The sequence below is a fragment of the Pseudomonas sp. NBRC 111127 genome, from assembly GCF_001320345.1.
Classification (GTDB): Bacteria; Pseudomonadota; Gammaproteobacteria; order Pseudomonadales; family Pseudomonadaceae; genus Aquipseudomonas; species Aquipseudomonas juntendi.
This window is the reverse complement of the sequence record NZ_BCBD01000059.1, coordinates 1-23270: the sequence shown is the minus strand read 5'-3', so window position 1 is coordinate 23270 and position 23270 is coordinate 1. Positions and strand designations below refer to the sequence as shown.

General features: G+C 63.6%; 21 protein-coding genes. 16 read left to right on the top strand and 5 right to left on the bottom strand.

Annotated features, from left to right (window positions below; all coding sequences use genetic code 11):
• Nucleotides 1-72: 72 nt before the first annotated feature.
• The 5 genes from APH30_RS13115 to APH30_RS27905 are packed head-to-tail and all read left to right on the top strand — an operon-like array spanning nucleotide 73 to nucleotide 4399.
• Nucleotides 73-2304: a hypothetical protein gene (locus APH30_RS13115; RefSeq protein ID WP_054912806.1), complete on the top strand. Its 2232-nt coding sequence runs from the start codon at nucleotides 73-75 to the stop codon at nucleotides 2302-2304.
• Nucleotides 2304-3074, top strand: coding sequence for a hypothetical protein (locus APH30_RS13110; RefSeq protein WP_054912805.1), 771 nt, complete (start codon nucleotides 2304-2306; stop codon nucleotides 3072-3074). Before APH30_RS13115 ends, APH30_RS13110 begins: the two co-directional genes overlap by 1 nt.
• A 58-nt stretch (nucleotides 3075-3132) precedes the next feature.
• Nucleotides 3133-3579, top strand: a complete 447-nt coding sequence (locus APH30_RS13105) for a structural protein P5 (protein WP_054912804.1) — start codon at nucleotides 3133-3135, stop codon at nucleotides 3577-3579.
• A complete protein-coding gene (locus tag APH30_RS13100; RefSeq protein WP_054912803.1) occupies nucleotides 3576-3893 on the top strand; it encodes a DUF6527 family protein in 318 nt (105 codons plus the stop codon). The genes APH30_RS13105 and APH30_RS13100 overlap by 4 nt, the downstream gene beginning before the upstream one ends.
• Nucleotides 3878-4399 (top strand): DUF2514 domain-containing protein, encoded by a 522-nt coding sequence (locus tag APH30_RS27905; protein WP_082416165.1) that lies wholly within the window; start codon nucleotides 3878-3880, stop codon nucleotides 4397-4399. Before APH30_RS13100 ends, APH30_RS27905 begins: the two co-directional genes overlap by 16 nt.
• A gap of 339 nt (nucleotides 4400-4738) precedes the next feature.
• Here the strand turns inward: APH30_RS27905 and mnmC are convergent, their stop codons facing one another.
• On the bottom strand, nucleotides 4739-6709 hold the full coding sequence (gene mnmC, locus APH30_RS13090; RefSeq protein WP_054912802.1) for a bifunctional tRNA (5-methylaminomethyl-2-thiouridine)(34)-methyltransferase MnmD/FAD-dependent 5-carboxymethylaminomethyl-2-thiouridine(34) oxidoreductase MnmC: 1971 nt from the start codon (nucleotides 6707-6709) through the stop codon (nucleotides 4739-4741).
• A gap of 286 nt (nucleotides 6710-6995) precedes the next feature.
• Here mnmC and pap point away from each other — a divergent pair, with 286 nt between their 5' ends.
• Both pap and APH30_RS13080 read left to right on the top strand, forming a co-directional pair.
• Entirely contained in the window at nucleotides 6996-8489 is a 1494-nt protein-coding gene (gene pap, locus APH30_RS13085) for a polyphosphate:AMP phosphotransferase (RefSeq protein ID WP_009681696.1), read from the top strand.
• Nucleotides 8490-8623: 134 nt separating this feature from the next.
• Nucleotides 8624-9586, top strand: a complete 963-nt coding sequence (locus APH30_RS13080) for a DMT family transporter (protein WP_054912801.1) — start codon at nucleotides 8624-8626, stop codon at nucleotides 9584-9586.
• A 163-nt stretch (nucleotides 9587-9749) separates the two neighbouring features.
• Here APH30_RS13080 and APH30_RS13075 read toward each other — a convergent pair whose 3' ends face one another.
• Nucleotides 9750-11144, bottom strand: a complete 1395-nt coding sequence (locus APH30_RS13075) for a class II fumarate hydratase (protein WP_054912800.1) — start codon at nucleotides 11142-11144, stop codon at nucleotides 9750-9752.
• Nucleotides 11145-11298: 154 nt separating this feature from the next.
• On the opposite strand from APH30_RS13075, the gene APH30_RS13070 reads away from it, so the two are divergent.
• From APH30_RS13070 to APH30_RS13040, 7 genes are all read left to right on the top strand, one after another.
• Nucleotides 11299-11823 carry a DUF2059 domain-containing protein gene (locus APH30_RS13070; RefSeq protein ID WP_054912799.1) on the top strand — a complete coding sequence of 175 codons (525 nt, stop codon included), beginning with the start codon at nucleotides 11299-11301 and terminating at the stop codon, nucleotides 11821-11823.
• Nucleotides 11824-11833: 10 nt separating this feature from the next.
• Nucleotides 11834-12130 carry a BolA family transcriptional regulator gene (locus APH30_RS13065; protein ID WP_054912798.1) on the top strand — a complete coding sequence of 99 codons (297 nt, stop codon included), beginning with the start codon at nucleotides 11834-11836 and terminating at the stop codon, nucleotides 12128-12130.
• A gap of 227 nt (nucleotides 12131-12357) precedes the next feature.
• Nucleotides 12358-13290, top strand: a complete 933-nt coding sequence (locus tag APH30_RS13060; RefSeq protein ID WP_054890382.1) for a rhodanese-related sulfurtransferase — start codon at nucleotides 12358-12360, stop codon at nucleotides 13288-13290.
• A 3-nt stretch (nucleotides 13291-13293) separates the two neighbouring features.
• Nucleotides 13294-13926 (top strand): DsbA family protein, encoded by a 633-nt coding sequence (locus tag APH30_RS13055; protein WP_054912797.1) that lies wholly within the window; start codon nucleotides 13294-13296, stop codon nucleotides 13924-13926.
• Nucleotides 13919-15751, top strand: coding sequence for an ABC transporter ATP-binding protein (locus tag APH30_RS13050; RefSeq protein ID WP_054912796.1), 1833 nt, complete (start codon nucleotides 13919-13921; stop codon nucleotides 15749-15751). Before APH30_RS13055 ends, APH30_RS13050 begins: the two co-directional genes overlap by 8 nt.
• A gap of 135 nt (nucleotides 15752-15886) precedes the next feature.
• Entirely contained in the window at nucleotides 15887-18343 is a 2457-nt protein-coding gene (locus APH30_RS13045; protein ID WP_054912795.1) for an EAL domain-containing protein, read from the top strand.
• Nucleotides 18344-18373: 30 nt separating this feature from the next.
• Nucleotides 18374-19159: a TenA family transcriptional regulator gene (locus APH30_RS13040; RefSeq protein ID WP_054890379.1), complete on the top strand. Its 786-nt coding sequence runs from the start codon at nucleotides 18374-18376 to the stop codon at nucleotides 19157-19159.
• A gap of 62 nt (nucleotides 19160-19221) precedes the next feature.
• Here APH30_RS13040 and APH30_RS13035 read toward each other — a convergent pair whose 3' ends face one another.
• From APH30_RS13035 to ubiG, 3 genes are all read right to left on the bottom strand, one after another.
• Nucleotides 19222-19962: a YciK family oxidoreductase gene (locus APH30_RS13035; RefSeq protein ID WP_054912794.1), complete on the bottom strand. Its 741-nt coding sequence runs from the start codon at nucleotides 19960-19962 to the stop codon at nucleotides 19222-19224.
• Nucleotides 19963-20048: 86 nt separating this feature from the next.
• On the bottom strand, nucleotides 20049-20720 hold the full coding sequence (gene mupP, locus APH30_RS13030; RefSeq protein WP_054912793.1) for an N-acetylmuramic acid 6-phosphate phosphatase MupP: 672 nt from the start codon (nucleotides 20718-20720) through the stop codon (nucleotides 20049-20051).
• Nucleotides 20721-20722: 2 nt separating this feature from the next.
• Nucleotides 20723-21421 carry a bifunctional 2-polyprenyl-6-hydroxyphenol methylase/3-demethylubiquinol 3-O-methyltransferase UbiG gene (gene ubiG / locus APH30_RS13025; protein WP_009686004.1) on the bottom strand — a complete coding sequence of 233 codons (699 nt, stop codon included), beginning with the start codon at nucleotides 21419-21421 and terminating at the stop codon, nucleotides 20723-20725.
• A gap of 204 nt (nucleotides 21422-21625) precedes the next feature.
• Between ubiG and mtnA the strand changes: the two genes are divergently transcribed.
• Both mtnA and APH30_RS13015 read left to right on the top strand, forming a co-directional pair.
• Nucleotides 21626-22702 (top strand): S-methyl-5-thioribose-1-phosphate isomerase, encoded by a 1077-nt coding sequence (gene mtnA, locus APH30_RS13020; protein WP_029886219.1) that lies wholly within the window; start codon nucleotides 21626-21628, stop codon nucleotides 22700-22702.
• A gap of 295 nt (nucleotides 22703-22997) precedes the next feature.
• The coding region (locus tag APH30_RS13015; RefSeq protein ID WP_054912792.1) for a DNA gyrase subunit A at nucleotides 22998-23270 on the top strand (273 nt) is incomplete at its 3' end.

Sequence of the window (23270 nt, the reverse complement as noted above, 5' to 3'; positions counted from 1 at the left end):
CCGACTACCGGCTGAGCCGGACCCAATCGAGCATACCCGCCCAGTGCGGGTTTTTTTGTGCCAGGAGAAAACATGGCTTTTGACCCCGCAAACCCACTGGGCTCGAGCGATCCACGCGACCTGATAAACAACGCGTCGATCTTCGACCGGTACATGACCGACAGTGAGGAGATTGTTTACGACCGCTTTGGGCAGCCGAGGTGGACGCCCCAGGCCCTTCACAACCTCGTCATCAACGCAAAGCTGCAGATCGAGCCCACGGTCACCGCCGCACAGGCCGCAGTGAATGCGTCACGGGATCAAGGCCTGAGAAACATCGGCGAGTCCGTTGCCTCTGTTGACGCCGCTGAATCAGCTGCCAAGGCAGACATGCTGGCCACGGCTGCCGCCCTCGGCGACGACCTCAACAACAAGCGGTATGCGTCGTACGCGGCCATGAATGCAGACCCGCAGACGCGTGATGCGGTTGTAGCCGTTGTCGACGGTGACCCCGACGCGAATCTGAATGGCTGGTATTCATGGAACAACACCACCAAAAAGTGGGTGCGGTTCACCAATCAGCCAGCGAGCCTGCTCGATATCACTCCGCGAAAACGACCCCTAGGCCCTGTAACAGGGGATGCCCCGATGATCTGGAGCATTGGCAATATGCTGCTGACGCTACCTGTGCAAAAGAAACGCCCGCTTGGCCCCGATCTTCGTCAGGGCGCCTTCCTCACCATGGGTGACACGGTTGTGCAGACAGTTGAAGCCCGCAAGCGGCCCCTGACTGAGGCATACCAGCAAGCCACGCTGTTCCTGTCCGGCGAGTCGGTGATGATGCAGTCGGGCGATTCTGCCCAGGCCACTCCGTCAGCCACCTACGATGCCAAGCTGATCCAGGAGCAAAACGAGAAGCCTCAAGGAAAGCGACAGGCGGCGGTCGTAAGCGATCAGGTTTGGTCCTACGACCCCCTTGGAGCCACTCAGCTAACCCAGATTGGAACTTGGCTGGTAGCCCAGGCAGTGGCGTTCGACATGGTTCGGGCGCTAAAGAGCTCTGCGGGATCTGCGCAACCGCACACGATCCTCACGGACGGTCGCGTATTGCGTGACGGTCAAGTACTGCTGCACAAGCTGGCTACCGGTCAGTCCCTGACCCTTGGCTCACGCGGCCTGGTCCTCGATGCAAACGGCGAGTACACGATCGACGGGAAGAAGGGCAACCTGTTCTCCCCGTTCACGCCAAAGGGTTACACCGACAACCTGTTCACCCTGCCAGGTGGCCCGCGCCCTACATCCTGGGTCGGGGCCACAACCCTGGAGCCAGTCCGCGAGTACGTCTCCGGTGTCGCAGGCGAAACCCCTGCAACCTCCTACATGCTGGCGTTCCGCCGCTGGCATGAGCGCACCAGCTCGATCAGCCCGCGACTGCTGTACAGCATTTCTGCGCTCGGCGGTACCGCGTATGCCGGCCTGAAGAAAGGCACCACCATCTACAACAACGCGCTGGCCCACGTCACTGCAGCCAAGAACATTGCCGCCGCCAACGGCTGGGACTACCAGGTCCAAAGCCTGTCCATCGTGCATGGCGAAAGTCAGGTCAACACGACGCAGGCGGAATACGTTGCGATCATGGCGGAGTGGATCAGCGATTATCGTGCCGACATCCTGGCTATCACCGGCCAGGCCATCGCGCCGCTGGCCTACATCACCCAGATGCTGACTGGGGAAACCGGGACCATCCCGGCAATTCCATTGGCACAACTTCAGTCGCACAACGAGAACCCCAACGTCGTCATGGTTGGGCCGAAGTACGCCTACCCCTACTTCGACACGTATCACATGCTGGCCGAGGGCTACATCAAGACAGGCGAGCTGGAGGCGCGTGCCGAGCGACTGACCCAGGTCAGCGGCAAGTGGCAGCCGCTCAAAGTGCTGTCGGCCACGCTCGCAGGGGCTGTCATCACGCTGCGCCTGAATAACTTGCCTAACGGCAACGCGGGGACGCCAGGCCCAATTGGCCGGCTGGCTGCCGACACCACGCTGGTAACCGACCCGGGCAAGCTGGGCTTCCAGCTCTCGGCCGGAACCATTGAATCGATCGTGATGGGCGCTGACGGCGCATCCATCGTCATCACTGCAACTGCTGTAATCGCTGCGGGCACAGTGCTTACGTACGCCCTGCAACCGCTGCTCAGCTCACCACAGAACGGCGCCGGGCGCCGCGGCTGTATCCGAGACACGGACCTTCGGGACTTCTCCCGCTTCGACAACAAACCCCTTTACAACTGGCTGTGTGCCTTCTCCATGGAGCTTCAATAATGGCCCTCTATGCTCTGCGTACCCCTGGCTCGGCATCCGTACCAGGCGCCCCGAAGATCGACTACTCGCAAGCGGAAGATGAGGTGGTCAACATCCCAAGCATCAAATTCTGGCCGTGCCTGGCCCCGTATGGCGCAAAGTCCGGCGTGGTGCTCGATCGGGTGGAGCAGTTCGCCATCCCCAGCTACGGATCCTCCAACGCCCTGGCCAACTTCGTGACGATGGTCAACGGCAAGACAGGCTACAAGGTCAATGCGATTGCTCAGGCACTGGTGATGAACCCGTTCGTTACGTCGGGATCGTTCACGATCGGACTGGTCTGTGCCGATCATTTGGCTTTTGGTAGCACCACCGCTGGTGCCACCAGCGACAATCCCGCGCCTTGGGGTATGTACTCCAACAACGGCGGATCCGGCGCCGTGGCGGCCAACTTTGGCACCCTGGCTGTATCAGAGGCGACTTCGGGGGCTTGGCCCAAGAAACTCAGCGCTACCAAGCTGACAGCCGTTGTCCTGATTTTCGACCGCAATCTTGGTCGCATCAGCATCCGTTACGACGGCGTGGAGATGTGGAGCTACACCAACGACCTGGTGAAAACCGTAGCACTTATGCCTGAGCTGAACATGGGCGCGCTGCGCGTAGCCGGCACCAGCAGTGCTGCGTCTCGCCAGATGACCAGCAACGCCTTCGCCGCTTTCACCACGGCGCTCGCCGGAACTGAACTGGCATCGCTGGAAAAGATGCTGCTGGAGGCCGCAGCAGCAGCCTAACCGGCAATCAATTCAGCAGCCCGCCCAGTGCGGGCTTTTTTTACGCCTGGAGAAAACCATGTCCACATCCCGCGGAATCCGCAATAACAACCCGGGCAACATCGATTTCAATTCCCGCAACGCCTGGCAGGGCCAGCTCGGGCTGGAGGTAGGCGTGGCCAGGCCGCGCTTTGCCCGCTTTGACCAGCCGGAGAACGGTATCCGTGCCCTGGCCAAGCTACTGCTCAACTACCGGGGCAAGGACGGCATGCCCGGGGTGGGCCGGCCTGGTATCGATACCCCGCTCGAATTCATCAGCCGCTGGGCGCCTGCAAGCGAGAACGACACCAAGGCCTACGCCCAGGCCATCGCCAAGCGCCTGGGTGTTGGCGTGCGCGACTCGATCGACATCTCCAAGCCGCAGACCCTGCGCGAGTTGGTGGTGGGCATCATCGTGCACGAGAACGGTGGAAACCCCTACAAGGCCGAGGTGATCGACGAGGGCGTGCGGAGGGCGCTGGCATGACCATCAAGACGATTGGCCGCTGCATTGGCCGAGCGGAAGACGGCTCGCTGTGGTTCTTCTGCCTCGGCTGCAAATTGCCGCATAGCCTGAACGTGGGTGCCGGCCCTGGCCCGCGCTGGGGGTACAACGAGAATGCAGACGCACCGACCTTCACGCCGTCTGTGCTTTCGCGGTACCGCATGGGTAGTAAAGAAACGGTCTGCCACTCCTTCGTGACCGACGGCCGCATCCAGTATCTCGCCGACAGCACCCACGGCCTGGCCGAGCAAACGGTTGACCTTCCAGAGTGGGAGGCGGCATGGAACAGCTGGTAGCGAAACTTTCATTGCCGCTGCGCTTGCTGGTCGTGCTCCTGGTAGTCGCCTCCTATTGGGGCATATACCAACATGGCCGGTCGGTTGAGCGAGCAGAGGCTGGCCAAGCATCGGCGCAACGAGACAGCGGTGACCGGCTGGCCGAAGTGATCGGCGAGCGCGGCGCTCGGCAGGAAGAACAACGACGCGCCACGGCGCAGGAGGAGGCGAGAGCCCATGCATACGAACAACACCAGGCGGCTGATGCTGGCGCTGCTGGCGCCGATGCTGCTGGCCAGCGGCTGCACGACGAGGGCGCCAAGCTCGCCGCCACCGTCAGTTGCCCCGGCACGGATACCGCCGCTATCGCCCGAGGCCAGGCAGCCACCCGCGCCGCCATGGTGCTCTCCGACCTGCTCGCACGGGCTGATGCTCGAGCGGGAGAGCTGGCGAAAGCTTATGACCAAGCCCGAATAGCAGGCGTGCAGTGCGAGCGGGAATATGACGCCTTGAGAAACACCCGGTAGTGCGAAGAGGTGCGGATTGCTCGTACCACTTTTTGTACCAAAAGCGGTTTTTTGTGGGGGAATCAGGGGGATAAACAGCCCCTCAAGGCCTTTAAAACCCCCTTTTCCATTCCTCCTGCTAATCCGCACATAAGTCCTTACCGGTTTTTCCGTTGGGGAGGTGATGCCCCGGATTAGGGCACCTTAAGGAACTGACCTACATGCTTTATGAGAGTTTTAGAACAATCTGTTATATGCGGCGGCGGCCTGCGACGCTTTTCTGCCCAATCGCGACACCGGTTTTGCGTTGCTGGAACGGCCCTGTGTCGCAATCGGGCTGCACCGCAGCCCCCGGCTCCATCACTTGCCCCGTATCAGCCTGCGCAGGGCGAACCGGTTAGGATGGCAAGCCTGCGCCACCCCCTGAGGCACCGGCAGCGGCTCCCCGCACACCCACGCCGCCAGCAGTTCCCCACTCAACGGCGCGGTGATCAACCCGCGCGAGCCATGCCCGCTGTTTACATACAGCCCGCCCAGCCAGGGGCAAGGGGCTTGCGGCACCTGTCGCGCATCACGCGCCAGTACCGCGTAGGTGTCGGCAAACGCCTGTGCATCGGCCAGCGGCCCGACAATCGGTAGGTAATCCGGGCTGGTGCAGCGGAATGCGGCCCGCCCTTGCAGGTGCTCAGGGTTCAGCGTTGCCACGCCCAGGCGTTGTGCCAGGTCGGTCGATATCTCGTCCAGCAACGCCAGGTTGCCCTGGTGTTCGGCCACCGTCGGCGCCAGGTTGTCACTGTTGAAATCAAAGCTCGCGCCCAAGGTATGTTCATCACCACGCGGCGGTGCCACGTAGCCCTCGGCGCACACCACGGTGCGCAGTGCCCGGCTGCCGGCGGTGGCCGGCAAGCGGGTGATCTGCCCCCGGATGCGCTTGAGCGGCAACCCGGCACAGGCGTCGAAGCGGCGGACCTCGGCGGCTGCGGCCAGAATCACCACCGGCGCGCTGGCCAGCAGGCGCTCGCCGGCCCAGGCTTGCCACTGGTCAGCCACTTTGCGCAGTTCGATGACTTCCTGGTGGGTCACCAGCCGGATACCAGGGTGCTGCAACTGCTGCTGGCACAGGGCAGGCGGGTGGACCCAGCCGCCTTCGGGGTAGAACAGCCCGCCAGCCGGCAGGGCGACCCCGGCGACGGCTTCAGCCTCGGTACGTTGCAGCGCGTGCAGCAGGTCGTGGTCGAACGCGCCAGCCAGTTTGCCCTGGCGCTCGGCTTCCTTGGCGTCGAACGCCAGTTGCAGCACGCCGCAGGCATCCCAGTCCTGGCCCCGTTGCAGGCGTTCGAGCTGGCGCCGGGTGTAGCCGAAGCCGGACAGGATCAGCTGCGACAGCGCCGTGCCATGGGCGGAAAGCTTGAGGTACAGCACCCCCTGCGGGTTGCCCGAGGCTTCCTGCGCGGGGGCGGCATGGCGTTCCAGCACGGTCACCTGCCAGCCACGCCGGGCCAGGCTGGCCGCGCTGGCGCTGCCGGCGAGCCCGGCGCCGATCACCAGCGCCTGGCGCGGGCCCGGCGTGGCGGGCGGGCGTGCATACCAGGGGGCGCCTGGGGCATGCAGGGCGCCGACGTAGGCGCCGCTCATCACTTCCCACTTCTTGCCGATGCCCGGCACCTTCTTCATGGCAAAGCCCGCTTCGACCAGGCTGCGGCGCACCCAACCGGTGGTGGTGAAGGTGCCCAGCACTGTCCCGGCGTGGGACATCCGCGCCAGTTGGGCGAACAGCTGCGGGGTCCACATGTCGGGGTTCTTGGCCGGGGCGAAGCCGTCGAGGAACCACACGTCGACCTGTGCATCGAGTTGCGGCAGCTGCGCCAGCACATCGCCGATCAGCAGGGTCAGGGTGACCCGGCCTTCGGCGAAGGTGAACTGCTGAAAGCCGGGGTGCACCGCCACATACTGGGCCAGCAGCGGCTCGGTGTAGGCGGCGAGCTCCGGCCACAGGCGTACAGCGCGGGCCATGTCGGCAGCGCCCAGGGGGTACTTTTCGACACTGACGAAATGCAGGCGTGCACCGCTGGGCGCGTGCTGGTCGAACAATTGCCACGCGCAGAAGAAGTTCATGCCGGTGCCAAAGCCGGTCTCGCCGATCACCAGGCTGCTGTGTGCGGGCAGGTTGGCGAAGCGTTCGGCCAGGCGTGTCTGGCCGAGGAACACATGCTTGGTTTCTTCGATGCCTTCGTTGACCGCGAAATAGACGTCGTCGTACTGCCGCGAATGGGGGCGGCCCTGGTCGTCCCAGTCGATCTGGGCGTGCTGGAGAAGGGGGGATTCAGGCATGGCTGGTTCGCTGGAGATGAGTGGCAAGTTGCAAGTTGCAAGTCGCAAGTGGCTAGAAAAAGCAGATGGTGGCATGGCTTACGTTTTCTTGCAGCTTGCAGCTTGCAGCTTGCAGCTTGCAGCTTGCGACTTGCGACTTGCGACTTGCGACTTGCGACTTGCCACTTGCCACTTGCCACTTGCCACTTGCCACTTGCCACTTGCCACTTGCCACTTGCCACTTGCCACTTGCAGCTTGCAGCTTCGAATTCCGCTAGTCTTGGTTATCCATTGAAGGAGCCATTGCATGTTCGAATCCGCCGAAATCGGCCACAGCATCGACAAGGAGGCTTACGACGCCGAGGTGCCCGCGTTGCGCGAGGCCCTGCTCGAAGCCCAGTACGAACTCAAGCAGCAGGCGCGCTTCCCGGTGATCGTGCTGATCAACGGCGTTGAAGGCGCTGGCAAGGGTGAGACGGTAAAGCTGCTGAACGAGTGGATGGACCCGCGCATGATCGATGTGCTTACCTTCGACCAGCAGACCGACGAAGAGCTGGCCCGGCCGCCGGCATGGCGCTACTGGCGGGCCTTGCCGCCGAAGGGGCGGATGGGCGTGTTTTTTGGCAACTGGTACAGCCAGATGCTGCAGGGGCGGGTGCACGGGGTGCTCAAGGATGCCGTGCTCGACCAGGCCATCACCGGTGCCGAACGCCTGGAGCAAATGCTCTGCGACGAAGGTGCGCTGATCATCAAGTTCTGGTTCCACCTGTCCAAGAAGCAGATGAAGGCGCGCCTGAAATCGCTGAAGGACGACCCGTTGCACAGCTGGAAAATCAGCCCGCTGGACTGGCAGCAGTCGAAAACCTACGACCGCTTCGTACGCTTTGGCGAGCGCGTGCTGCGCCGCACCAGCCGCGATTATGCACCGTGGCACATCGTCGAGGGGGTCGACCCCAACTACCGTAGCCTGGCGGTGGGGCGCATCCTGTTGGAAAGCTTGCAGGCCGCGCTGGCCAACAACCCCAAGGGCAAGCACCAGGGGAACGTGGCCCCATTGGGGCGTAGCATCGATGACCGCAGCCTGCTGGGGGCGCTGGACTTGAGCGTGCGCCTGGACAAGGCCGACTACCAGGAGCAACTGGTGACCGAGCAGGCCCGCCTTGCCGGGCTGCTGCGGGACAAGCGCATGCGCCGCCATGCCTTGGTGGCGGTGTTCGAAGGCAACGATGCTGCCGGCAAAGGCGGGGCCATCCGCCGGGTGGCCGCTGCGCTGGACCCGCGCCAGTACCGTATCGTGCCGATTGCCGCGCCCACCGAAGAAGAGCGCGCGCAGCCTTACCTGTGGCGCTTCTGGCGGCACATTCCGGCGCGGGGCAAGTTCACCATTTTCGACCGTTCCTGGTATGGCCGGGTGCTGGTGGAGCGGGTAGAGGGGTTCTGCACGCCGGCTGACTGGATGCGCGCCTACAGCGAGATCAATGATTTCGAGGAACAGTTGGTGAACGCCGGGGTGGTGTTGGTCAAGTTCTGGCTGGCCATCGACCAGCAGACCCAGCTGGAGCGCTTCGAAGAGCGCGAGCAGATCCCCTTCAAGCGCTACAAGATCACCGAGGATGACTGGCGCAACCGGGACAAATGGGATGACTACGCCCAGGCCGTGGGGGACATGGTCGACCGTACCAGCAGCGAGATTGCGCCATGGACATTGGTAGAGGCCAACGACAAGCGCTGGGCCCGGGTGAAGGTGCTGCGCACCATCAACGAGGCGCTTGAGGCGGCGTTTGCCAAGCACAAGAAGTAGATTGCCGGGTTTGGCCTCAAGCCATGCTGCAAAAGAATGACCTGATGAATTCTTTTCTCAGCACGTTCCCCCGCACCTACTCAGCAAGCCCGTAGAATCAAGCAATCGCCACCACGGGCTTGATCGAGGACTTTATGCATACCACTTCCGGCCGCTGGGGCTATGGCCTGTTCCTGGCACTCTTGACGGCGCTGCTCTGGGGCATTCTGCCGATCAAGCTCAAGCAGGTACTGCAAGTGGTCGACCCGATCACCGTCACCTGGTATCGCTTGCTGGTCTCGGGCGGCCTGCTGTTTGCCTGGCTGGCGGCCCAGCGGCGGTTGCCCTCCATTCGTAAACTGCCAGCAAAGGGCAAGGGCCTGGTGGCCGTTGCCGTCTTCGGCTTGATGGGCAACTACGTGCTGTACCTGATCGGGCTCAACCTGCTAAGCCCGGGTACTGCACAGTTGGTGGTGCAGATTGGCCCGGTGTTGCTGCTGGTGGCCAGTGTGTTCGTATTCCGTGAGCGTTTCAGCCTGGGGCAGGGTGTAGGGCTGCTGGTGCTGCTGGCGGGGTTTGGCCTGTTCTTCAACCAGCGCCTGGACGAACTGCTGACCTCGCTGGGGGCTTACACCACGGGTGTGCTGACCATATTGCTGGCCACCAGCATCTGGGTGTTCTATGCCCTGAGCCAAAAGCAGTTGCTGACGGTGTGGCATTCGCAGCAGGTCATGATGGTGATCTACCTCAGTTGTGCTGCGCTGCTCACGCCCTGGGTGCACCCGCTGCAGGCGTTGCAACTGACCCCGGTGCAGGGCTGGCTGTTGCTGGCGTGCTGCCTGAATACCCTGGTGGCTTATGGCGCGTTCGCCGAAGCGCTGGCGCACTGGGAGGCATCACGGGTGAGTGCCACGCTGGCACTGACCCCGCTGGTGACTTTTGTTGCAGTGGCGCTGGCGGCGCTGGTATGGCCTGACTATGTGCACGCTGAAGACATCAATGCGCTGGGCTATGTGGGGGCGGTGACGGTGGTGTTCGGCTCGGCCCTGGTGGCGTTGGGGCCATCGCTGGTGGCCGGCTGGCGTGCCCGTAGGGCGCGGTTGGCCCAGGTCCCTTGATCGCCTGTACTGGCCCCATCGCTGGCAAGCCAGCTCCCACAGGGGTTACCTCAGGCCTGAGCATTGCGCACCCTGTGGGAGCGGGCGTGCCCGCGAACACCGGCGTAGCCGGTGCCAAGTACCGCGTGGGATTCTTCGCTGGCCAGTACAGGCGATCAATAATTTAGCCTTTACCACCCGGTGCCAGCATGTTCTCCGGCCTTACCCACTGGTCGAACTGCTCATTGGTCAGGTACTTCAACTCCAGCGCGGCCTCCCTCAGGGTCTTGCCTTCGCTGTAGGCCTTCTTGGCGATCTCCGCGGCTTTGTCATAACCGATGTGCGGGTTCAACGCGGTCACCAGCATCAACCCGCGTTCCAGGTGTGCGGCCATCTGCTGGGCGTCGGGCTCGATACCCGCCACACAGTGCTGCTGGAAGTTGCGGCAGCCATCGGCCAGCAACTCGACCGACTGCAACAGGTTGTGGATGATCACCGGCTTGAACACGTTCAACTGCAAATGCCCCTGGCTGGCGGCAAAGCCGATCGCCGCATCGTTGCCCAATACCTGGCACGCCAGCATCGACAGCGCCTCGCACTGGGTAGGGTTGACCTTGCCCGGCATGATCGAGCTGCCCGGCTCGTTGGCCGGCAGGCGTACCTCGGCCAACCCGGCACGCGGCCCGGAGCCCAGCAGGCGCAGGTCGTTGGCGATCTTCATCAGGGCCACTGCCAGGGTTTTCAGCGCGCCGGCCAGGCTGGTCAGCGGTTCATGGCCGGCCAGGGCGGCGAACTTGTTTGGCGCGGTGACGAACGGCAGCCCGGACTCTGCTGCCAGTTCGGCGGCAATGGCTTCGGCAAAACCGTGCGGGGCATTCAGCCCGGTGCCCACGGCGGTACCGCCCTGGGCCAGTTCGCACACGGCCGGCAGGCTGGCACGAATGGCGCGTTGGGCGTAGTCCAGCTGGGCAACAAAGGCCGATACCTCCTGGCCGAAGGTGATTGGCGTGGCATCCATCATGTGCGTGCGGCCGGTCTTGACCAGTTTGTTGTGCCGCGCCGCCAGTTCGGCCAGCCCGGCCGACAGTTCGCCGATGGCAGGCAGCAGTTTTTCCTGCACGGCCTGCGCCGCGGCAATGTGCATGGCGGTCGGAAAGCAGTCGTTGGAGCTTTGCGAGCGGTTGACGTGGTCGTTGGGGTGCACCGGCGTTTTGCCGCCCCGGCCCTGGCCAGCCAGTTCATTGGCCCGCCCGGCAATCACCTCGTTGACGTTCATGTTGCTTTGGGTGCCGCTGCCCGTCTGCCACACGACCAGCGGGAACTGATCGTCGTGCTTGCCCGCCAGCACCTCGTCGGCGGCCTGTTCGATCAGCCGGGCGATGTCGGCCGGCAGGTCGCCATTGCGGTCGTTGACCCGTGCCGCGGCCTTCTTGATCAGCGCCAGGGCATGCACCACCGCAAGCGGCATGCGTTCCTTGCCGATGGCGAAGTTGATCAGCGAACGCTGGGTCTGCGCACCCCAGTAGGCGTCCTCAGGAACTTCGACCGGGCCCAGGCTGTCTGTCTCGATACGGCTCATTCTGTACTCACTCCTGTGTAGTTCGAATTCGCAGTTTAGGCCTTGATTCGACCGAGCGGTTCCGTCGCTCGTCGTGCCACTTGAGCACCGCGCTACCACGGCGCAGAATGCTCTACTCTGAGGTACCCGCCTCCCTCTCTCTGAAGGAAATGCAATGACCCGTCTCCGTGTCCTTTGTGCCGCCGTTGCTCTGGTTTGCGCCAGCGGCCAGGTACTCGCTGCCACCGCCACCCACAACGCTGCTGCCGAGAAATTCCTGACCCTGGCCAACGCCGACAAGTTGGGCACCCCGGTGTACATGCAGGTCCAGCAGATGTTCGCCCAGCGCTTCGCCCAGACCAAAGCCCCGGCCAGCAAGCAGCCAGTGCTGGAAAGCTACCAGGCCAAGGCCAACGCCGCGCTGGACAACGCCATCGGCTGGAACAAGCTGAAGCCGAAGATGGTAGACCTGTACACCCAGACCTTCACCGAGCAGGAACTCAAGGACCTGGTCAAGTTCTACGAGTCGCCGCTGGGCAAGAAAGTGCTGCGCGAAATGCCCAAGGTCACCCAGCAGTCGGCGCAGCTGACCCAGCAGAGCCTCGAGCCGGCCGTACCGGTGGTGAACAAGCTGCTCGAAGACATGACCAAAGAGCTGGACCCGAACGCTGGCAAGGCCGCCGCCCCAGCGAAGAAGTGAGTAAGCCGCAATGAGCATGCAACAGCGTATCGAACAGCAGCTGGCCAGCCTGGCGCCGCAACACCTGCAAGTGCTCGATGAAAGCCACATGCACAGTCGTGGTCAGGAGACCCACTACAAGGCAGTGATCGTCAGCGAGCAGTTTGCCGGGTTGAACAGCGTCAAGCGCCACCAGAAGGTGTACGCCACCATGGGTGAGCTGATGGGCCAGATCCACGCCCTGGCCATTCATACCTACACCGGCGAAGAGTGGGCCAAGGTCGGCGCTGCACCGGCCTCGCCGGTATGCGCCGGCGGCGGGCACTGAAACCTTGCTGTTGTTCTGGTAGAATCCTGCAAGATCCGGGGGCCGCTTTGCGGCCCTTTCGCGACACGAGGCCGCTGTTACAGCGACTGCACAGCCTGATGGCGGGTGCGGTCCCTGTAGGAGCGGCCTTGTGTCGCGAAAGGGGCGCAAAGCGCCCCCTGTTTTTTTGCCACACCGTCAAACCCGGTCCGCCCCTTACGAGGGCAACCACCTGGAGAACCTGCTTCATGTCCCAAGCCATCGTCGTCGCGGCGCTGTACAAGTTCGTTACCCTGCAAGACTACGTCGAGTTGCGCGAGCCACTGCTCAAAGCCATGCTCGACAACCAGGTCAAGGGCACCCTGCTGCTGGCCCATGAGGGCATCAACGGCACCGTGTCGGCCACCCGCGAAGGCATCGACGGCCTGCTGGCCTGGCTGCGCAACGACCCTCGCCTGGTCGATATCGACCATAAAGAGTCGTACTGCGACGAACAGCCGTTCTACCGCACCAAGGTCAAGCTCAAGAAAGAGATCGTCACCCTCGGCGTGCCCGGCGTGGACCCCAACCAGGCCGTGGGCACCTACGTCGAGCCCAAGGACTGGAACGCCCTGATCAGCGACCCGGAAGTGCTGCTGATCGACACCCGCAACGACTACGAAGTGGCCATCGGCACCTTCAAGGGCGCCATCGACCCCAAGACCGAAACCTTCCGTGAGTTCCCCGAGTACATCAAGGCCAACTTCGACCCCAGCAAGCACAAGAAGGTGGCCATGTTCTGCACCGGCGGCATCCGCTGCGAAAAAGCCTCCAGCTATATGCTCGGTGAAGGCTTCGAGGAGGTCTATCATCTCAAGGGCGGCATCCTGAAGTACTTCGAGGAAGTGCCTCAGGAACAAAGCCTGTGGGATGGTGACTGCTTCGTCTTCGACAACCGCGTCACGGTGCGCCATGACCTGAGCGAGGGCGAGTACGACCAGTGCCACGCCTGCCGCCACCCGATCAATGCCCAGGAGCGCGCGTCCGAGCACTATTCGCCAGGTGTCAGCTGCCCGCATTGCTGGGACACCCTGAGCGAAAAGACCCGCCGCAGCGCCATCGACCGGCAGAAGCAGATCGAGCTGGCCAAGGCGCGCAACCTGCCGCACCCGATCGGTTACAACTACAAAGCCGAGGCCTGATGCATGTCTGCCCGCCTGATCTATGTGATGGACCCGATGTGCTCCTGGTGCTGGGGTTTCGCGCCAGTGGCCGCGGCCCTGATCGCCCAGGCGCATGAGGCGGGTGTGCCCACCCACCTGGTGGTGGGCGGGCTGCGCACCGGCGGCAGTGCGCTGGACAGCGCCACGCGCAAGTACATCCTCGAACACTGGCAGGCGGTGGCCGATGCCACGGGCCAGGCGTTCCGCTTCGAAGGGGCCATGCCGGACGGTTTCGTCTACGACACCGAGCCGGCCTGCCGCGCCCTGGTCAGCGCCCGCGAACTGGGTGGCGAGCGCGTCTGGCCGCTGCTGGCGCTGATCCAGCGCGCTTTCTACGAGCAGGGCATGGATGTGACCACCGCACCACAGCTGGTCGACCTGGCTGAACAGGCCGGTTTCGACCGTGCCGTATTCGCCGCCACCTTCGCCCAGACCGATACCCGCGCCGCCACCGCCGCCGATTTCGTCTGGGCCCAGGACCTGGGCATCGCCGGTTTTCCGACCCTGCTCGCCGAGCGCAACGGCCAACTGGCGCTGTTGACCAACGGCTACCAGCCGTTGGAGCGCCTGCAACCATTGCTCGGCCGCTGGCTGCAGCAGGCCACCTGTGCTTGACCTGCCTGGGTCCCCCGACCCGGTACCGGGCAAGCCCTGCACGGCGGCCGATCGGCTGAGCTGGGCGGAAATCCGCCGGCTGGCCCTGCACCACCGCAAGCAGCTCTGGTCGGCCAACCTGATCGCCGTGCTCGCGGCCTGCTGCAGCGTGCCCATCCCGCTGTTGCTGCCGTTGCTGGTAGACGAAGTGCTACTCGGCCATGGTGATGCGGCACTGAAGTGGATGAACCACCTGCTGCCGTCGGGCTGGCAGGTGGCCGCCGGCTACATCGGCCTGATGCTGTACCTTACCCTGTGCCTGCGCCTGGCCGCCTTGGCCTTCAACGTGGTGCAGGCCAAGTTGTTCGCCGGCCTGGCCAAGGACATCGTCTACCGCCTGCGCATCCGCCTGATCGAGCGGCTCAAGCGTATTTCGCTGCAGGAATATGAAAGCCTGGGCAGTGGCACGGTCACCACGCACCTAGTCACCGACCTGGACACCCTCGACAAGTTCGTGGGCGAAACCCTCAGCCGCTTCCTGGTGGCCATGCTCACCTTGACCGGCACGGCCGCCATCCTGATCTGGATGCACTGGCAACTGGCGTTGCTGATCCTGCTGTTCAACCCGCTGGTGATTTATTTCACCGTGCAGTTGGGCAAACGCGTCAAGCATCTCAAAAAGCTCGAGAACGACAGTACCGCGCGGTTCACCCAGGCCTTGGCGGAAACCCTCGATGCCATACAGGAAATACGTGCCGGCAACCGCCAGGGCTATTTCCTCGGCCGGTTGGGGCTGCGCGCCCGCGAAGTGCGCGACTATGCCGTCGACTCGCAATGGAAAAGCGACGCCAGTGGCCGCGCCAGTGGTTTGCTGTTTCAGTTCGGTATCGACATTTTCCGCGCGGCGGCCATGCTGACCGTGCTGTTTTCCGACCTGTCGATCGGCCAGATGCTGGCGGTGTTCAGCTACCTGTGGTTCATGATCGGCCCGGTCGAGCAGTTGCTCAACCTGCAATACGCCTACTATGCCGCCGGCGGCGCCCTCAACCGCCTCAACGAGCTGCTGGCGCGGGCCGACGAGCCGCAGTACCCGGCGGCCAGCGACCCGTTCGCCGGCCGTGACACGGTCGGTATCGAGGTGCGTGACCTGCGCTTTGCCTATGCCGATGAGCCCGTGCTCGACCACCTCGACCTGTCGATTGCGCCGGGTGAGAAGGTGGCCATTGTCGGTGCCAGCGGCGGCGGCAAGAGCACCCTGGTGCAGCTGCTGCTGGGCTTGTACAGCGCCCAGGCCGGGACCATCCGCTTTGGCGGGGCCAGCTTGCAGGAAATCGGCCTGGAAACCCTGCGCGAAAACGTGGCAGTGGTACTGCAGCACCCATCGCTGTTCAATGACACCGTGCGTGCCAACCTCACCATGGGCCGTGACTGCAGTGACGAGGCCTGTTGGCAGGCGCTGCGCATCGCCCAGCTGGACGCCACCATCGCCGCCTTGCCGCAGGGCCTGGACAGTGTGGTGGGGCGGTCGGGTGTGCGCCTGTCCGGCGGCCAGCGCCAGCGCCTGGCCATCGCCCGCATGGTGCTGGCCGAGCCCAAGGTGGTGATCCTCGACGAGGCCACGTCGGCGCTGGACGCGGCCACCGAATACAACCTGCACCAGGCCTTGGCGCGCTTCCTCAGTGGTCGCACCACGCTGATCATCGCCCACCGCCTGTCGGCCGTGAAACAGGCCGACCGGGTACTGGTGTTCGATGGTGGGCATGTGGCGGAAGATGGCGACCACCAGCAGCTGATTGCCGAAGGCGGGTTGTATGCCAAGCTGTACGGGCATCTGCAGCAGAGCTGAATCCTGGGCCGACCCAGGCTGCGCAAAGCCCCCCGCTGCCTTGTCATAAAAATCCCCTTCACAGCGATGGCAAATGGCCTACGCTGTGCTTGTCTGGGTCGATTTGCGCCTTATCTGCTCTGTGACAGGGACTCCATGAAGGGACATCGCACACTCGAAGCGCCAAAGCTGCTGGGCATTACCTGGCCCTTCATCGCCGTCGTGGTCTTCCAGGTGGCGCTGGGTAGTCTCAGCCTGTACACGCTGTCGTCCGTGCGCGCCTACGTTGCGGGCGAGAGTTTGTGGTCCAAGGCGCAGAAAGATGCCATCTATTACCTCAACCTGTACGCCGAGACCCGCGACGAGAGTACCTACCAGCGCTATCGCCAGGCCATAACCGTGCCCCAGGGCGACCAGAAGGTGCGCGAGTTGCTCGACCAGCCGCACCCCGACCTGGAAGCCGCGCGCCAGGCGGTACTCCAGGGCGGCAACCATGCCGACGACGTGCAACGGATCATCTGGTTCTACCGCAACTTCCGCAACATCAGCTACATGCAGACTGCCATCGACTACTGGAACGTCGGTGACGATTACCTGGACAAGCTGGATGTGCTGGCAGGCGAGATACACCAGCGTTTCGCTGCGGGCCCGGTGGACGCCGGTACGGTCGCAGCCTGGAAAGCGCGCATCGTCAGCATCAACGAAGGGGTAACGCCGGCGGCCAAGGCCTTCAGCGATGCGCTGGGCGAAGGGTCCCGCATGCTGCTGCGGGTGCTGCTGTTCACCAACCTGCTGACGGCCATGTTCCTGATCAGTATTGCCTGGCGCCGCTCCAGCAAGCTGCTGGCCCAGCGCCAGGCTTTCGCCAGTGCCCTGCAGGAAGAAAAAGAGCGGGCGCAGATTACCCTGCAGGCCATCGGCGACGCGGTGATAACCACCGATGTGCAGGGCTGCATCGGCTACATGAACCCGGCCGCCGAACAGCTGACCCACTGGCAGGCCGCCCAGGCCCAAGGGTTACCGCTTTCGGCATTGTTCAGCCTGGTCGACGAGCACGCCGAAGAAAACGGCACCAGCCTGGTCGAACAGGTGCTAAACGGCAGCCTCAACGGCGGCGCAGAGCATGCGCGGCTGATCCAGCGCCTGGACGGCAGCACGGTATCAATCAACCTGGTGGGCTCGCCAATCGTCAATGACGGGCAGGTTGCTGGCATTGTGCTGGTGCTGCACGACATGACCCAGGAGCGCCAGTACATTGCCAACCTGTCCTGGCAGGCTACCCATGATGCCCTGACCGGGCTGGCCAACCGCCGCGAGTTCGAATACCGCCTGGAGCAGGCGCTCAATGGCCTGGCCCGCCAAGCCGGGCGGCATTCACTGATGTTCCTGGACCTGGACCAGTTCAAGCTGGTCAATGACACCTGCGGCCACGCCGCTGGCGACGAGCTGCTGCGGCACATTTGTGCCGTGCTGCAGTCTGGCCTGCGTGAGGGCGACACCTTGGCGCGGCTGGGGGGCGACGAATTTGGCGTGTTGCTGGAAAACTGCCCCAGCGACCAGGCCGAGCGCATCGCCGAGCAACTGCGCCAGCTGGTGCAAAGCCTGCACTTCGTGTGGAAAGGCCGCCCGTTCGTGACCACGGTCAGCATAGGCCTGGTGCACATGGCCCAGGCCCCCAGCACCCTTGAAGCCTCGTTACGTGCCGCGGACATGGCCTGCTACATGGCCAAGGAAAAAGGCCGTAACCGCGTGCAGGTGTACCACGCCGACGATAGCGAGCTGTCCATGCGCTTTGGCGAAATGGCCTGGATCCAGCGTTTGCATGTTGCCCTGGAAGAGAACCGGTTCTGCCTGTACGCGCAGGAAATCGCCCCGCTGAAAACCTTCGAGGGGCCGGGCCATATCGAAATTCTGCTGCGCCTGCACGACGAAAGCGGCCGCACCATCCTGCCCAGCAGTTTCATTCCGGCGGCCGAGCGCTATGGCCTGATGACGGCGCTGGACCGCTGGGTGGTACGCAATGTATTCATGGTCATCCGCCAGTGCCTGGACGAGGGGCGGGAAGGGCCGCTGTCGACCTGCGCGATCAACCTGTCGGGGTCGAGCATCGGCGATGACAAGTTCCTGGAATACCTGCAGCGGCTATTCGTCGAGTACGCCATTCCGCCGCGGATGATCTGCTTCGAAATCACCGAAACCAGCGCCATCGCCAACCTGGGCAGCGCCATCCGCTTCATCAACGAGCTCAAGGGCCTGGGTTGCCGCTTCTCGCTCGATGATTTCTGCGCCGGCATGTCCTCGTTCGCCTACCTCAAGCATTTGCCCGTGGATTACCTCAAGATCGACGGTAGTTTCGTCAAGGACATGCTCGACGACCCGGTCAACCGGGCCATGGTCGAAGTCATCAACCATATCGGCCATGTGATGGGCAAGCGCACCATCGCCGAGTTTGTCGAAACGCCCCTGATCGAGCAGGCCCTGCAGGAAATTGGCGTGGATTACGCCCAAGGCTACCTGATCGAACGCCCCCAGGTGTTCACCTGTGACAGTCTGCAGCGCCAACGGATCGCCGCCAGGCCTCTGTTGCAGCGTGCACCTGGCACCTTTCGTTAGCTGGAAATCACAAGGACCAAGGAGCTGAAAGTGATTGATGCATTCGTTCGTATCGGGCCGTTGATGGACCCGGCCAGTTACCCCCAATGGGCTCAGCAACTGATTGAAGATTGCCGCGAGAGCAAGCGCCGGGTCGTGGAGCATGAGTTCTATGCACGCCTGCGCGATGGCCAGCTGAAGCAATCGACCATTCGCCAGTACCTGATTGGCGGCTGGCCGGTGGTGGAGCAGTTCTCGCTGTACATGGCCCACAACCTGACCAAGACCCGCTACGGTCGGCACCAGGGTGAGGACATGGCACGGCGCTGGCTGATGCGCAATATCCGGGTCGAGCTCAACCATGCCGATTACTGGGTGAACTGGTGCCAGGCGCATGGTGTGCACCTGCACGACCTGCAGGCCCAGGACGTGCCGCCGGAGCTCAACGGCCTGAACGACTGGTGCTGGCGGGTGTGTGCCACCGAGAACCTGGCCATTGCCATGGCCGCGACCAACTATGCCATCGAAGGCGCGACGGGCGAATGGTCGGCAGTGGTGTGTTCGACCGACACCTACGCCATGGGCTTCCCGGAGGAAGGGCGCAAGCGGGCGATGAAATGGCTGAAGATGCACGCCCAGTATGACGATGCGCACCCGTGGGAAGCGCTGGAAATCATCTGTACCCTGGCCGGCGAGAACCCCAGCCTGGGCTTGCGCACCGAGTTGCGCAGGGCGATCTGCAAGAGCTACGACTGCATGTTCCTGTTCCTGGAGCGGTGCATGCAGCTTGAGGGGCGCCAGCAGGGGCGTATGCGCCCGGCGTTGGCCGCCGGGTAGGCCCGCCCCGCTGCGAAGCAAGGCCGCGATGGGCCGCGCTGCGGCCCCGGCAATCCCAGCCGTTACTGGGCGTTCAGCGCCTGCCCATTCACGGCCTTGCTGTCCGGCCCCATCAGGTACAGGTACACGGGCATGATTTCTTCAGGCAGCGGGTTGTTCTGCGGGTTCTCGCCAGGGTAAGCCTGCGCCCGCATCGCTGTGCGCGTGGCCCCGGGGTTGATGCTGTTGGCCCGCACCGGCGCCACGCCTTCCAGTTCGTCGGCCAGGGTCTGCATCAGGCCCTCGGTGGCGAACTTCGACACGCCGTAGGCGCCCCAGTAGGCACGGCCCTTGCGCCCCACGCTGCTGCTGGTGAACACCACCGAGGCGTCTTCCGACAGCTTCAGCAGCGGCAGCAGGGTGCTGGTGAGCATGAACGTGGCATCGACGTTGATGTGCATCACGCGCATGAAATGGTCGCCTGACAGCTGTTCCAGTGGCGTGCGCGGGCCGATGATCGAGGCGTTGTTGAGCAGGCCGTCAAGGCGGCCGAACTGCTCTTCGATCATGACCGCCAGGTCGTCGTACTCATGTGCCTGCGCGGTTTCCAGGTTGAACGGAACGACCACCGGCTGCGGATGCCCGGCGGCCAGGATCTGGTCGTAGACCTCGTTCAGGTTGGCTTCGGTCTTGCCCAGCAACAGCACGGTGGCGCCCAGTGCAGCGTAGGCCTTGGCAGCAGCAGCGCCGATGCCGCGGCCGGCACCGGTAACCAGGATGACCCGGCCTTTGAGCAGGTCGGGGCGGGCGGTGTAGTCGAACATAGTAAGTCCTTGATTCGGGGCTTTTAGCTGCAAGCTTCAAGAAAAAGCTGGGCGATGTGGGCTGCTGCAGCTTGTGGCTTGCAACTTCAGCAACCGCACAACGCGCTGTCGATCACCTTGCGCAGGTCCAGCGGGTGGTCCACCACCACGTCGGCGCCCCAGTGGTTGGGGTTGTCTTCTGGGTGAATATAGCCGTAGCGCACCGCGGCGGTACGGGTGCCGGCGTCACGGCCCGACTCGATGTCGCGCAAGTCGTCGCCGACGAACAGCACACTGGCCGGGTCCAGGTTCAGGGTGTTGCAGGCCAGGATCAGCGGCTCTGGGTCCGGCTTGCTGTTTTTCACATGGTCTGGGCAGATCAGCAGCGCCGAACGCTCGGCCAGGCCCAGTTGCTGCATGATCGGCTCGGCGAAGCGCACCGGTTTGTTGGTGACCACGCCCCACAGCAGCTTGCCTTTCTCGATGTCGGCCAGCAGTTCGGCCATGCCGTCGAACAGCTTGCTGTGCACCGCGCAGTCGCGCTGGTAGCGTTCGAGGAACTCCAGGCGCAGGGTCTCGAAGCCTTCGGCTGCAGGGTCCATGGCGAAGGTGGCGGCGACCATGGCCCGCGCACCGCCGGAAATCACCCCGCGGATCAGCGTGTCATCGACCGGCGGCAGGCCGCGTTCGGCGAGCATGGCCTGGCAGATGGCGATGAAGTCCGGCGCCGTGTCGAGCAGGGTGCCGTCCATGTCGAAGAGTACCGCTCGCAAACGCATGCTCATTCCTCGCGCAGGGTCTGGATCATGTAGTTGACGTCGACGTCGCTGCTCAGCTTGTAGTGCTTGGTCAGCGGGTTGTAGGTCAGGCCGATGATGTCCTTGACCTGCAGGCCGGCATCACGGCTCCACGCGCCCAGTTCGGAGGGGCGGATGAACTTCTTGAAGTCATGGGTGCCGCGCGGCAGCATCTTCAGGATGTACTCGGCGCCAACGATGGCCAGCAGGTAGGCCTTGGGGTTGCGGTTGATGGTGGAGAAGAACACCTGGCCGCCCGGCTTGACCATGCGGTAGCAGGCACGGATCACCGACGACGGGTCGGGCACATGTTCGAGCATTTCCAGGCAGGTGACCACATCGAATTGTTCAGGCATTTCTTCGGCCAGCGCTTCGGCGGTGATCTGCCGGTACTCCACCTGCACGCCAGACTCCAGCTGGTGCAGCTGGGCCACGGCCAGTGGCGCCTCGCCCATGTCGATACCGGTAACGCTGGCGCCGCGTAGGGCCATGGCTTCGCTGAGGATGCCGCCGCCGCAACCTACGTCCAGCACCTTCTTGCCGGCCAGGCTGGCGCGTTCGTCGATCCAGTTGACGCGCAGCGGGTTGATTTCATGCAGCGGCTTGAACTCGCTTTCACGGTCCCACCAGCGGTGGGCCAGCGCTTCGAACTTGGCGATTTCGGCGCGGTCGACGTTGCTCATTGGGCAGTCCTCAGAAGCTTGGCTATTAAGCTGCAAGCTGCAAGCCCCAGGCAGCAAGAAAAAGCAGACCTTGTACGCATTCGCTTTTTCCTGCCGCTCGTAGCTTGCGGCTTGCGCTCGAAAAGGCCGGAGTATACCCGAGCGCTCGGCCCCCAGGCTCGCTATAATCGCCGGCTTTTGATATCCGAACGACAGGGAGAGGCAATGCGCGAGCGACTATTGGCGGCGGAGAAGGTGACCGCGATCCGCTGGCAGGGCGGCGTCCTGCACCTGCTCGACCAGCGCCTGCTGCCGTCCCGGGAGTGCTGGCTGGCCTGCGACAATGTCGCGCAGGTGGCAGCCGCGATCCGCGACATGGCGGTGCGCGGTGCTTCGGCGATCGGTATCGCGGCGGCCTACGGCCTGGTGCTGGCCCTGGAAGAGCGGCTGGCCGAAGGTGGTGACTGGGAGCTGGACCTGGAAGAGGACTTTCTCACCCTGGCCGAGGCGCGCCCCACGGCTGCCAACCTGTTCTGGGCACTGAACCGCATGCGCGAGCGCCTGCAGCGCCTGCGCCCGGACGAAGACGTGCTGGCCGCGTGCGAGGCCGAAGCGCTGGCCATTCACGAAAGCGACCGTGAAGCCAACCTGACCATGGCCCAGCACGGCACCGAGCTGATCCGCCGCCACCAGGGCAACGCCCAGACCCTGCTCACCTATGGCAATGCCGGTGCGCTGGCCAGTGGGGGCTTCGGCACCGCGCTGGGGGTGATCCGTGCCGGTTACCTCGAAGGCATGGTCGAGCGGGTGTATGCCGGCGAGACGCGCCCCTGGCTGCAGGGCTCGCGCCTGACCGCGTGGGAGCTGACCAACGAAGGCATCCCGACCACCCTGTGCGCCGATTCGGCGCTGGCCCACCTGATGAAGACCAAGGGCATCACCTGGGTGGTGGTGGGGGCGGACTGCATTGCCGCCAATGGCGACATGGCCGGCAAGATCGGCACGTACCAGCTGGCGGTCAGCGCCATGCACCATGGCGTGCGCTTCATGGTGGTGGCGCCCAGCACCAGCATCGACCTGAACCTGGCGACCGGCGAGGATATCCCCCTGGAAGTGCGTGAGGCCGATGAACTGCTGGATTACGCCGGCACCCGGGTGGCCCCGGAGGTCGAGGTGTTCAACCCGGTGTTCGACGTGACCCCGGCAGACCTGATCGACGTGATCGTGACCGAGCGCGGCATTGTCGAACGTCCGGATACCGCCAAGCTGGCGCAGTTGATGTGCCGCAAGCGCCTGCATTGACAAATGTGCCGGCCTTTTCGCGGGTAAGTCCGCAAAGAGGCCGGCACAGGCAACAGCAAATCAAGATTCGAACCTGCTTCTGGCTGCCCGCCACATCTCCCCACCGCACCCGCCTTTGTGGTAACATCCGGCAGTTTCCAAGACCGCCCATCACGGCGGCCTTCATTGCGCAGATCCATGGCACAACTCATTGATTTGTCGTAAGTCGTCGCACCCTTATGCGCTGCGGCGGCGAGCTTCGTTCGGCCCTTGATGGAGCTGCGAAGTTTCACCAGAAAAAGGAATCAGGCTTCTCATGGGCGAACTGGCCAAAGAAATCCTCCCGGTCAATATCGAAGACGAACTGAGACAGTCCTACCTCGACTACGCGATGAGCGTGATTGTCGGGCGAGCGCTGCCCGATGCACGTGACGGCTTGAAGCCCGTGCATCGTCGCGTTCTCTATGCGATGAGCGAACTGGGCAACGACTGGAACAAGCCGTACAAGAAATCCGCCCGTGTGGTCGGTGACGTGATCGGTAAGTACCACCCGCACGGCGACATTGCGGTCTACGACACCATCGTGCGT

Coding starts and splice junctions, on each gene's coding strand:
- APH30_RS13115 (WP_054912806.1), top strand. CDS start 73: ATGGCTTTTGACCCCGCAAACCCACTGGGCTCGAGCGATCCACGCGAC.
- APH30_RS13110 (WP_054912805.1), top strand. CDS start 2,304: ATGGCCCTCTATGCTCTGCGTACCCCTGGCTCGGCATCCGTACCAGGC.
- APH30_RS13105 (WP_054912804.1), top strand. CDS start 3,133: ATGTCCACATCCCGCGGAATCCGCAATAACAACCCGGGCAACATCGAT.
- APH30_RS13100 (WP_054912803.1), top strand. CDS start 3,576: ATGACCATCAAGACGATTGGCCGCTGCATTGGCCGAGCGGAAGACGGC.
- APH30_RS27905 (WP_082416165.1), top strand. CDS start 3,878: ATGGAACAGCTGGTAGCGAAACTTTCATTGCCGCTGCGCTTGCTGGTC.
- mnmC (WP_054912802.1), bottom strand. CDS start 6,709: ATGCCTGAATCCCCCCTTCTCCAGCACGCCCAGATCGACTGGGACGAC.
- pap (WP_009681696.1), top strand. CDS start 6,996: ATGTTCGAATCCGCCGAAATCGGCCACAGCATCGACAAGGAGGCTTAC.
- APH30_RS13080 (WP_054912801.1), top strand. CDS start 8,624: ATGCATACCACTTCCGGCCGCTGGGGCTATGGCCTGTTCCTGGCACTC.
- APH30_RS13075 (WP_054912800.1), bottom strand. CDS start 11,144: ATGAGCCGTATCGAGACAGACAGCCTGGGCCCGGTCGAAGTTCCTGAG.
- APH30_RS13070 (WP_054912799.1), top strand. CDS start 11,299: ATGACCCGTCTCCGTGTCCTTTGTGCCGCCGTTGCTCTGGTTTGCGCC.
- APH30_RS13065 (WP_054912798.1), top strand. CDS start 11,834: ATGAGCATGCAACAGCGTATCGAACAGCAGCTGGCCAGCCTGGCGCCG.
- APH30_RS13060 (WP_054890382.1), top strand. CDS start 12,358: ATGTCCCAAGCCATCGTCGTCGCGGCGCTGTACAAGTTCGTTACCCTG.
- APH30_RS13055 (WP_054912797.1), top strand. CDS start 13,294: ATGTCTGCCCGCCTGATCTATGTGATGGACCCGATGTGCTCCTGGTGC.
- APH30_RS13045 (WP_054912795.1), top strand. CDS start 15,887: ATGAAGGGACATCGCACACTCGAAGCGCCAAAGCTGCTGGGCATTACC.
- APH30_RS13035 (WP_054912794.1), bottom strand. CDS start 19,962: ATGTTCGACTACACCGCCCGCCCCGACCTGCTCAAAGGCCGGGTCATC.
- mupP (WP_054912793.1), bottom strand. CDS start 20,720: ATGCGTTTGCGAGCGGTACTCTTCGACATGGACGGCACCCTGCTCGAC.
- ubiG (WP_009686004.1), bottom strand. CDS start 21,421: ATGAGCAACGTCGACCGCGCCGAAATCGCCAAGTTCGAAGCGCTGGCC.
- mtnA (WP_029886219.1), top strand. CDS start 21,626: ATGCGCGAGCGACTATTGGCGGCGGAGAAGGTGACCGCGATCCGCTGG.